Source organism: Roseinatronobacter sp. NSM (genome assembly GCF_052379845.1).
Classification (GTDB): domain Bacteria; phylum Pseudomonadota; class Alphaproteobacteria; order Rhodobacterales; family Rhodobacteraceae; genus Roseinatronobacter.
In genome coordinates, this window is sequence record NZ_JBQTCF010000013.1 from 89233 (window position 1) to 97626 (window position 8394).

The following is an 8394-nucleotide window of genomic DNA, read 5'->3' on the forward strand; positions in this document are numbered from 1 at the left end:
GTGATTGCCTGTTTATTGGGCGCATGTCTGTGTGCGTGTTCTAATTTTAGGCGCATTTGCGGGGACCGCGTTGTGCGCCGACAGGTTTGTGAAAAAACTTGACTGAAAAAAAGAAGGGTCCCAATCTCCAGATTGTCGACAATTTTGTAGTCAAACCGACGCCTTCGCCGTCGACACATAAAACGGCCCAACAGGAGATCATATCATGGCGCACGCCAAACGCACCCTAACCGCCGCCCTGCTTGCCAGCACTGTTCTGTCCGTCCCGGTTATGGCGGTCGCGCAAGACAAGATCTTGCGCATCGGCATGACGGCAGCAGATATTCCGCGCACCCTTGGCCAACCCGATCAGGGGTTTGAGGGGAACCGCTTCACGGGCATGACAATCTATGACAGCCTGACCGCATGGGACCTGAGCAAGGAAGACGAAGCGTCAGTTGTCATTCCGTCGCTGGCCACGCAATGGTCGGTGGACCCTGACGACACCACCAAATGGACCTTCGTTCTGCGCGATGATGTCAGCTTCCATGATGGCAGCCCGTTCAATGCCGAAGCGGTGGTCTGGAACGTCCAGAAGGTTCTGGACGAAAGCGCGCCGCATTTTGATGCAAGTCAGGTCGGTGTGACCGCATCGCGCATGCCGACCTTGCGTTCGGCGCGGGCAATTGACGAATTTACTGTGGAACTGACCACGTCGGAACCCGACAGCTTTTTGCCCATCAACCTGACCAACCTGTTCATGGCGTCGCCCAGCCATTGGCAGGCGAAATTTGACGAAACCGGCGATGCGGAATCGGCTTGGGCGGCCTTTGCTGCTGATCCGTCGGGGTCCGGCCCGTTCCGTGTGACCGGGTTTGTGCCGCGCGAACGGCTGGAACTGGCGGCCAATACCGACTACTGGAACCCCGACCGCACGCCCAAACTGGATGGCGTGGTGCTGGTGCCGCTGCCCGAAGCGAATGCGCGCACAGCCGCGTTGCTGTCGGGGCAGGTGGACTGGATCGAAGCGCCCGCGCCCGATGCCATTCCGCAGATTGAAGCGCGTGGTTTCACCATCTATGCCAACCCGCAACCGCATGTATGGCCGTGGCAATTGTCCTTCGCGGAAGACAGCCCATGGCTGGACATTCGCGTGCGCCATGCGGCCAATCTGTGCTTTGACCGCGAAGACCTGCAAATCCTGCTGGGCGGCTATATGGGCATTCCCAAGGGCACAGTTGACCCGACGCATCCATGGTGGGGCAACCCGGAATTCGACATTCGCTATGACCTGGATGAGGCACAGCGCCTGATGAGCGAAGCGGGCTTTTCGGCGGAAAACCCGCTGCGCGTAAAGGTGCAGACATCGGCTTCCGGGTCGGGGCAGATGCAACCCATCCCGATGAACGAATACCTGCAACAGGCGCTGCGCGATTGCTATTTCGATGTGGAACTGGATGTCATCGAATGGAACACCCTGTTCACCAACTGGCGGCGCGGGGCCACGGATGAAAGCGCCAATGGCGCGCATGCCATCAACGTGACCTTCGCCACGATGGACCCGTTCTTTGCGATGGTGCGCTTCAGTTCAACGGGCACTTTCCCGCCAGTGTCCAATAACTGGGGGTATTTCGGCAATGATGAATTCGACGCCCTGATTGCCGATGCCCGCACCACATTCGAAGATGACGCCCGCGATGCGGCCCTGGGGCGGCTGCACAAACGGCTGGTGGAAGAAGCGCCCTTCGTGTGGGTGGCCCATGACGCTGGCCCGCGCGCCATGTCGGCCCGCGTGACGGGGGTTGTGCAACCCAAAAGCTGGTTCATCGACATTGCGCCGATGGATATGAACTAAGCGATATCACAGGCCCCGGAGTTTCGCGCCGGGGCCTGTGCCGTTCCTGTCTGCCACCCGAAAGGACAGCCCATGTTTGGCTATACCCTGCAACGCATCATCTATACAGCGCCCGTGCTTTTGGGGGTTGCGGTGGTGTGTTTCGCGCTGGTGCATATTTCGCCCGGCGACCCGCTGATTTCCATCCTGCCGGCGGATGCGTCGGTTGAATTGCAAGACCGGCTGCGGGTGCTGTATGGGTTCGACCGCAGCTATCCCGAACAGTTCATCCTGTGGCTGGGGCGTGCGCTGCAAGGCGATCTTGGCACCTCTATCGCGTCGGGGCGGCCCGTGACCACGGAAGTGATGCGCGCCGTGTCCAATACGCTGATGCTGGCGGCTGTCGCCACAGTCATAGGGTTTGTGCTGGGGTGTTTTTTCGGCTTCGTGGCGGGCTATTTCAGCAATTCGCCACTGGACAAGGCCGCATCGGCGGCGGCGGTGTTCGGGGTCTCGGTGCCGCATTACTGGCTGGGCATGGTGCTGGTGATCATCTTCTCGGCGCAGTTGGGCTGGTTGCCTGCGGCGGGTGCTGGCCCCGGCGGGTCCAGCGGGTGGAAATTCGACATGGAGCATTTAAGCTACATGGTGCTGCCCGCCCTGACCATGAGTGTCATTCCCATGGGCATTATCGCGCGCACAGTGCGCGCGCTGGTGGCCGAGATTCTGGCGCAGGAATTTGTCATCGGGTTGCGCGCGCGCGGGTTGTCGGAACTGGGCGTTTTCCTGCATGTGGTCAAGAACGCGGCCCCCACGGCGCTGGCCGTCATGGGGGTGCAGCTGGGCTATTTGCTGGGCGGGTCCATCCTGATTGAAACAGTGTTCAGCTGGCCCGGCACGGGCATGTTGCTGAATTCGGCCATTTTCCAGCGCGATTTGCCGCTGTTGCAGGGCACGATTCTGGTTCTGGCGCTGTTTTTCGTGGTGCTGAACCTGGCTGTGGATGTGCTGCAAAGCGCGCTTGACCCCCGTATCAAAAGGTAACGTGACATGGCAGACATGACCTTGACCCAAGCCCCCCCCGCTGTGGCTGTGCGCAGTGCAGGCTATTGGCAGAATGTGGGCGCGCGGCTGGTGCGCGACAAGACGGCCATGGCCGCGGCGGCGGTGCTGCTGATTTTCCTGCTGGCGGCCATTTTCGCGCCACTTGTCGCGCCGCTGGACCCGCTGGACGGGCGGTTGTCCAACCGTCTGAAACCCATCGGCACCGACGGGCATTGGCTGGGCACAGATGAGTTGGGCCGCGATATGCTGTCGCGGCTGATCTGGGGCGGGCGGTTGTCGTTGCTGATGGGGGTCACGCCGGTGGTGCTGGCGTTCATCATCGGGTCGGCAGTGGGCATTATCGCGGGCTATGCGGGCGGCTGGACCAATACGCTGATCATGCGCACGATTGATGTGTTCTATGCGTTCCCGTCGGTGTTGCTGGCAGTTGCGCTGTCGGGTGCGCTGGGGGCGGGGTTGGGCAATGCGCTGTTGTCGCTGACAGTGGTGTTCATTCCGCCCATTGCGCGGGTGGCGGAATCGGTCACCACGCGGCTGCGCAGTTCGGATTTCATTGAAGCGGCGCGCGCATCGGGCGCAGATGCGCTGACGATTGTGCGGGTGCATGTGCTGGGCAATGTGCTGGGGCCGATCTTTGTTTATGCGACCTCGCTGATTGCGGTCAGCATGATTCTGGCCTCGGGGCTGTCCTTCCTTGGCCTTGGGGTGCGCCCGCCCAACCCTGAATGGGGGCTGATGCTGAACACGCTGCGCACGGCCATTTATGTGCAGCCATGGGTTGCGGCGCTGCCGGGTGCCATGATTTTCATGGTGTCAATTTCGTTCAACATGTTGTCGGACGGGCTGCGCACTGCGATGGAGGTGCGCCAATGACCACCCAAGGCGCTATTTTGACCGTGCGCGGCTTGCAGAAATACTTTCCCATCAAGGGGGGTATTCTGGGCCGCACGGTAAAGAATGTTCATGCCGTGGATGGCGTGGATCTGGAAGTGTTTGCCGGCGAAACGCTGGGCGTGGTGGGCGAATCGGGCTGCGGCAAATCCACCACGGCGCGCTTGCTGATGCAGCTGATCGCCCCTGACCAGGGCGCGCTGTATTTTGAGGGCAAGCTGGTGGGCAGCCCTGAATTGCCGCTGAAGGCGTATCGCCGTCAGGTGCAGATGGTGTTTCAGGACAGCTATTCGTCGCTGAACCCGCGCCTGACCATTGAGGACAACATTGCCTTCGGCGCGCGTGTTCATGGCACGCGGGCACAGGAGGCACTGGCGCGCACGCATGACCTGTTGGCGCGCGTGGGGCTGGACCCTGCGCGCTTTGCGGGGCGCTATCCGCATGAATTGTCGGGCGGCCAGCGCCAGCGCGTCAATATTGCACGCGCGCTGGCGCTGCGGCCCAAAGTCATCATTCTGGACGAAGCGGTGTCCGCGCTGGACAAATCGGTGGAAGCGCAGGTGCTGAACCTGCTGGCCGACCTGAAGGCGGAATTCGGCCTGACCTATGTGTTCATCAGCCATGATCTGAATGTGGTGCGCTTTGTGTCCGACCGCGTGATGGTCATGTATCTGGGGCAGGTGGCCGAAATTGGCACGGCGGACGCGCTGTATGACACGCCGCTGCACCCCTATTCGCGCGCGCTGTTGTCGTCCATGCCGTCCATGGACCCCGACAACCGCACACAGGAACCCGCGCTGACGGGTGACCCGCCCAACCCGATTGACCCGCCACAGGGCTGCCGGTTTCACACGCGCTGTCCGGTGGTGGGCGATGTCTGCGCGCACAAAGTGCCCAGCCTGACGCAGCGCGCGGCGCGCCATCTGGTGGCGTGCCATGCGCATGACCCCGCATCGGGCTATGTCGCCCCATCCCGACAGGAGGCCGCACAATGAGCGCCCCGTTCCTTTCGATCCGCAACCTTGGGGTTGCGTTTACCGGCGGCACGCGGCCTGTGCGCGCGGTCAATGATGTGTCGCTGGATGTTGCGCAGGGCGAAGCGGTCGCGCTGATCGGGGAATCGGGGTCGGGCAAATCCGTGACCATGCGCGCCATCATGCGGCTGAACCCCGAAAAGCGCACGAAACTGCAAGGCAGTATTGACCTGGACGGGCGCGACATTCTGAAAATGACCCCGCGCGAATTGCAGGCGCTGCGCGGGGCGCAGGCGGCCATGATCTTTCAGGAACCGCTGCTGGCGCTGGACCCTGTGTATTCGCTGGGCGATCAGATTGTTGAAACCATCCGCCGCCACGAACCCATAAGCCGCGACGCCGCGCGCGCCCGCGCGCTGGAGTTGTTTGAGCGGGTGCGTATTCCCTCGGCCAGATCGCGGCTGGACAATTACCCGCATGAAATGTCGGGCGGCATGCGCCAGCGCGCGATGATTGCGCTGGCGCTGTCATGCAGGCCCAAACTGCTGCTGGCCGATGAACCCACCACAGCACTGGACGCCACAGTGCAAATTCAGGTGTTGTTGCTGCTGCGCGAATTGCAGCGCGATCTGGGCCTGTCGATTATTTTCGTCACCCATGACATTGGCGCGGCAGTGGAAGTGGCCGACCGGATTGCAGTGATGTATGCAGGCCAGATTGTGGAACAGGGCAGCGCGCGTGAACTGATCCGCACCCCCCGCCACCCCTATACGCTGGGCCTGCTGAAAAGCCGCGCGGACGGGGCGATGGTCAAGGGCGCGCGGCTGGAAGCCATTCCCGGCGCGCCCCCGGATCTGGCGCACCTGCCCGATGGCTGCCCCTTTGCGCCGCGCTGCTTTCTGGCCGAAACGGCCTGTCATGCGGGGCAGATCGAGATGCAGCAGATTGGCACAACCCATCAGGCGCGCTGCCGCAAGCTGGCGCAGACGCGCGATATGCAAGCGGCGCAATAGCACGTTGCGCGGTAGGGCAGCAGGTGTTCGGGGCGGGACTTGCGCGCCGCTGGCACTGGTTTTTGCGCAGGCCGCTGGCCAGCGGGGGGCTGTCTGCCCCCCGCACCCCCCGAGAGTATTTTTCGCAAGATGAAAGACCGGCGCGCGGTTTGGGCGCGGCGTCAGGCAGGGGGGCAACAGATGTGGCACGCCGCAGGGCGGGCCGTTCTGGGCCGTGGTGGCTGCGGGCGGGGGGGGGTTATTGTGCGGGTTCGCGCAGCGCCGCCAGCGGGGTGAGGTCGTGCGATTTGTCGCGCGGCCAGCCATATGCGCCGGTTTTGGCGGTTTGATACCCCCCGCCTGCCAGGGCTTCTGCAAGGCGCACGGCGGCATGGACCCCGTCTATCACAGTGAGGCCGGTTTTTGCGCTGAGGGTGGCGCACATGTCAGACATGCCCGCGCAGCCCAGAATGACGGCTTCCGCGCCGTCATGGTCACGCGCCTGCAGGATTTCGCGTTCCAGAAGGGCCTGTGCATGTGGTCCGTCCGCTTCCAGCGAGAGCACGGGCAGATCGACTGCGCGCACCCGCCGCATGTTGTGGCCCATGCCATAGCGCTGGGCCATATCCTCGATGATGGGGACCGAGCGGGGCAGGGTGGTGACGATTGAAAACCGGCTGGCCAGAACGCTGGCGACCTGCATTGCGGCCTGTGCGATACCGATGACCGGGCCGCGCACCACTTCGCGTGCGGCGCCAAGGCCGGGATCGTCGAAACAGGCGATGACATGGGCCTGGGCACCTGCGGCTTCGGCGCGGCGCAGTGCGTCGAGCATGGCGGGAACGGCCATGGCTTCGTCATGGTGCCCTTCGATGCTGGGGGGGACGGGGGCGCTGGCGCCGCCTGCCATGATGGTGACACCGGCACTGGCGGCAGCGCGTGCCTGTCGGGCAATCAGGGCGGTCATGGCGGCGCTGGAATTGGGGTTGTATACGAAGACTTGCAAGGGCCATCTTTCTGCTTTGGGGCGCGCGCATGCCCGCGCGGGGCGGGCCTGTTGCAAGTGTGTTGGTTTCTGCGGATTTTGTCAATTTTATTGTCGACAATATTGCGCAGTTGTCACCGCAGCCTGTTGAAGCGGCTTTGCTTTTCGCGGGTATGGCGGTAAGCAGGGCGCAGGATAGGGGGTTGGGATGCCTTGGCTGACGGATGCATCGAAGAATGACGCAGTGACCTTGATTTGTGATCGGGTCTGGCTGGCTGTGGTGCAGCGTAGCCTGCGCCCCGGCGCGCGGCTGAAGGAAGAAGATCTGGCCGAAGCCTTTGGTGTCAGCCGCGCGCGGGTGCGTCAGGCGCTGGCATTGCTGGAAAAGGACGGGTTGGTGTCGCTGGTGCCCAATCGCGGGGCCTGCATTGCCGAACCCGGTGTGGCCGAGGCGCGCGATGCCTTCTACACGCGCGGCTTTATTGAAAAACGGCTGGTGGAACGGTTATGCGCGCGGGCCACGCAAGCTGATATTGCCGCGTTGCGCGACCATATTGCGCGGGAACGCGCGGCCCATGCCGGGCAGGACAGTGAAGCGGTGATCCGCCTGTCGGGGGAGTTTCACCTGCTGATTGCGCGGCTGACAGAGGCGCGCTTTCTGGGCGAGATTTTGCGCACGCTGACGACCAGAACATCGCTGATCACCGCCATGTATCAGACCGAATCCACCCAGACCTGTGGCCCGGACGAACATGAAGCCATCGTCAATGCCATAGAGGCGCGCGACACTGCGCGTGCGGCCGATATGATGGAGCATCATTTGCACCATCTGGAAGCGGCGCTGCAATTGCACGAGGCGAAATCACCTGCCGCTGATTTGCGCGCCGCGCTGGGGTTGGGCGATGCGCCCGCGCAATGAGGCGCACCGGGCGTGGCGTGATTGACAAGCGCTGCGCCAGACCCTAGCTACAGGGCATTCTCAGGGCGGGGTGAAATTCCCCACCGGCGGTCACAGCCCGCGAGCGCCTTTCGTTTGTGGAAGGGTCAGCAGATCCGGTGAAATTCCGGGGCCGACGGTCATAGTCCGGATGGGAGAGAAGGGGGACGGTCGGGCGCAGGCCCGCCCGGCCCTGACGCTCTGGGATTCTGTCATGTTGAAAGGATCTGGAGCTATGACAAAATCCCCTGAATTTGCTTTTATCAAGGCGCGTTGGCATGCTGGTATTGTGGATCAGGCGCTTGTGGGGTTCCGCGCGCGGCTGTCAGAACTGGGTGTGAAGGCTGAAACCCGGTGTTTCGATGTGCCCGGCGCGTTTGAAATGCCGCTTCTGGCGCAGCGTCTGGCGGCTACGGGCCAGTATGACGCCATTGTGGCGGCGGCGCTGGTGGTGGATGGCGGCATTTACCGCCATGATTTTGTGGCGCAGGCCGTTGTTTCGGGCCTGATGGAGGCAGGGCTGAAAACCGGCGTGCCGGTTTTGTCCGTGTCGCTGACGCCGCATCATTTCCAGCCCTCGGCGGAGCATGAAGGGTTTTTCCACGACCATTTCGTGAAAAAGGGCCGCGAGGTGGCGGACGCAGCGCTGCAGGTGACGCAGCTTTATGACGGGCTTGCGCAGGGCGTGGCTAGCGCGGCGGCGTAAAGGCGCGCAGCGCAGGGTGGGGGGCAGTCAC

At 62.8% G+C, this 8394-nt stretch carries 8 protein-coding genes and 1 riboswitch; of the genes, 7 read left to right on the forward strand and 1 reads right to left on the reverse strand.

Annotated elements, in window-relative coordinates; translation table 11 throughout:
• Positions 1-205: 205 nt before the first annotated feature.
• From ACTZWY_RS09210 to ACTZWY_RS09230, 5 genes are all read left to right on the forward strand, one after another.
• Entirely contained in the window at positions 206-1834 is a 1629-nt protein-coding gene (locus ACTZWY_RS09210; protein ID WP_444790400.1) for an ABC transporter substrate-binding protein, read from the forward strand.
• Between the two features lie 72 nt (positions 1835-1906).
• The gene (locus ACTZWY_RS09215) at positions 1907-2857 is read left to right on the forward strand and encodes an ABC transporter permease (RefSeq protein WP_444790401.1); all 951 of its coding nucleotides are present in this window, start codon (positions 1907-1909) and stop codon (positions 2855-2857) included.
• A gap of 6 nt (positions 2858-2863) precedes the next feature.
• Positions 2864-3751, forward strand: a complete 888-nt coding sequence (locus ACTZWY_RS09220) for an ABC transporter permease (protein ID WP_444790402.1) — start codon at positions 2864-2866, stop codon at positions 3749-3751.
• Positions 3748-4764: an ABC transporter ATP-binding protein gene (locus ACTZWY_RS09225; protein WP_444790403.1), complete on the forward strand. Its 1017-nt coding sequence runs from the start codon at positions 3748-3750 to the stop codon at positions 4762-4764. Before ACTZWY_RS09220 ends, ACTZWY_RS09225 begins: the two co-directional genes overlap by 4 nt.
• Complete coding sequence (locus ACTZWY_RS09230; protein ID WP_444790404.1) at positions 4761-5756, forward strand: ABC transporter ATP-binding protein; 996 nt, start codon at positions 4761-4763, stop codon at positions 5754-5756. Before ACTZWY_RS09225 ends, ACTZWY_RS09230 begins: the two co-directional genes overlap by 4 nt.
• Before the next feature lie 238 nt (positions 5757-5994).
• Here the strand turns inward: ACTZWY_RS09230 and ACTZWY_RS09235 are convergent, their stop codons facing one another.
• Positions 5995-6741 carry an aspartate/glutamate racemase family protein gene (locus ACTZWY_RS09235; protein WP_444790405.1) on the reverse strand — a complete coding sequence of 249 codons (747 nt, stop codon included), beginning with the start codon at positions 6739-6741 and terminating at the stop codon, positions 5995-5997.
• A 187-nt stretch (positions 6742-6928) separates the two neighbouring features.
• Between ACTZWY_RS09235 and ACTZWY_RS09240 the strand changes: the two genes are divergently transcribed.
• Both ACTZWY_RS09240 and ACTZWY_RS09245 read left to right on the forward strand, forming a co-directional pair.
• Positions 6929-7639, forward strand: a complete 711-nt coding sequence (locus tag ACTZWY_RS09240; protein ID WP_444790406.1) for a GntR family transcriptional regulator — start codon at positions 6929-6931, stop codon at positions 7637-7639.
• A gap of 52 nt (positions 7640-7691) precedes the next feature.
• A riboswitch (FMN riboswitch) is annotated at positions 7692-7824 on the forward strand.
• Positions 7825-7892: 68 nt separating this feature from the next.
• Complete coding sequence (locus ACTZWY_RS09245; protein ID WP_444790407.1) at positions 7893-8363, forward strand: 6,7-dimethyl-8-ribityllumazine synthase; 471 nt, start codon at positions 7893-7895, stop codon at positions 8361-8363.
• Positions 8364-8394 lie beyond the last annotated feature (31 nt).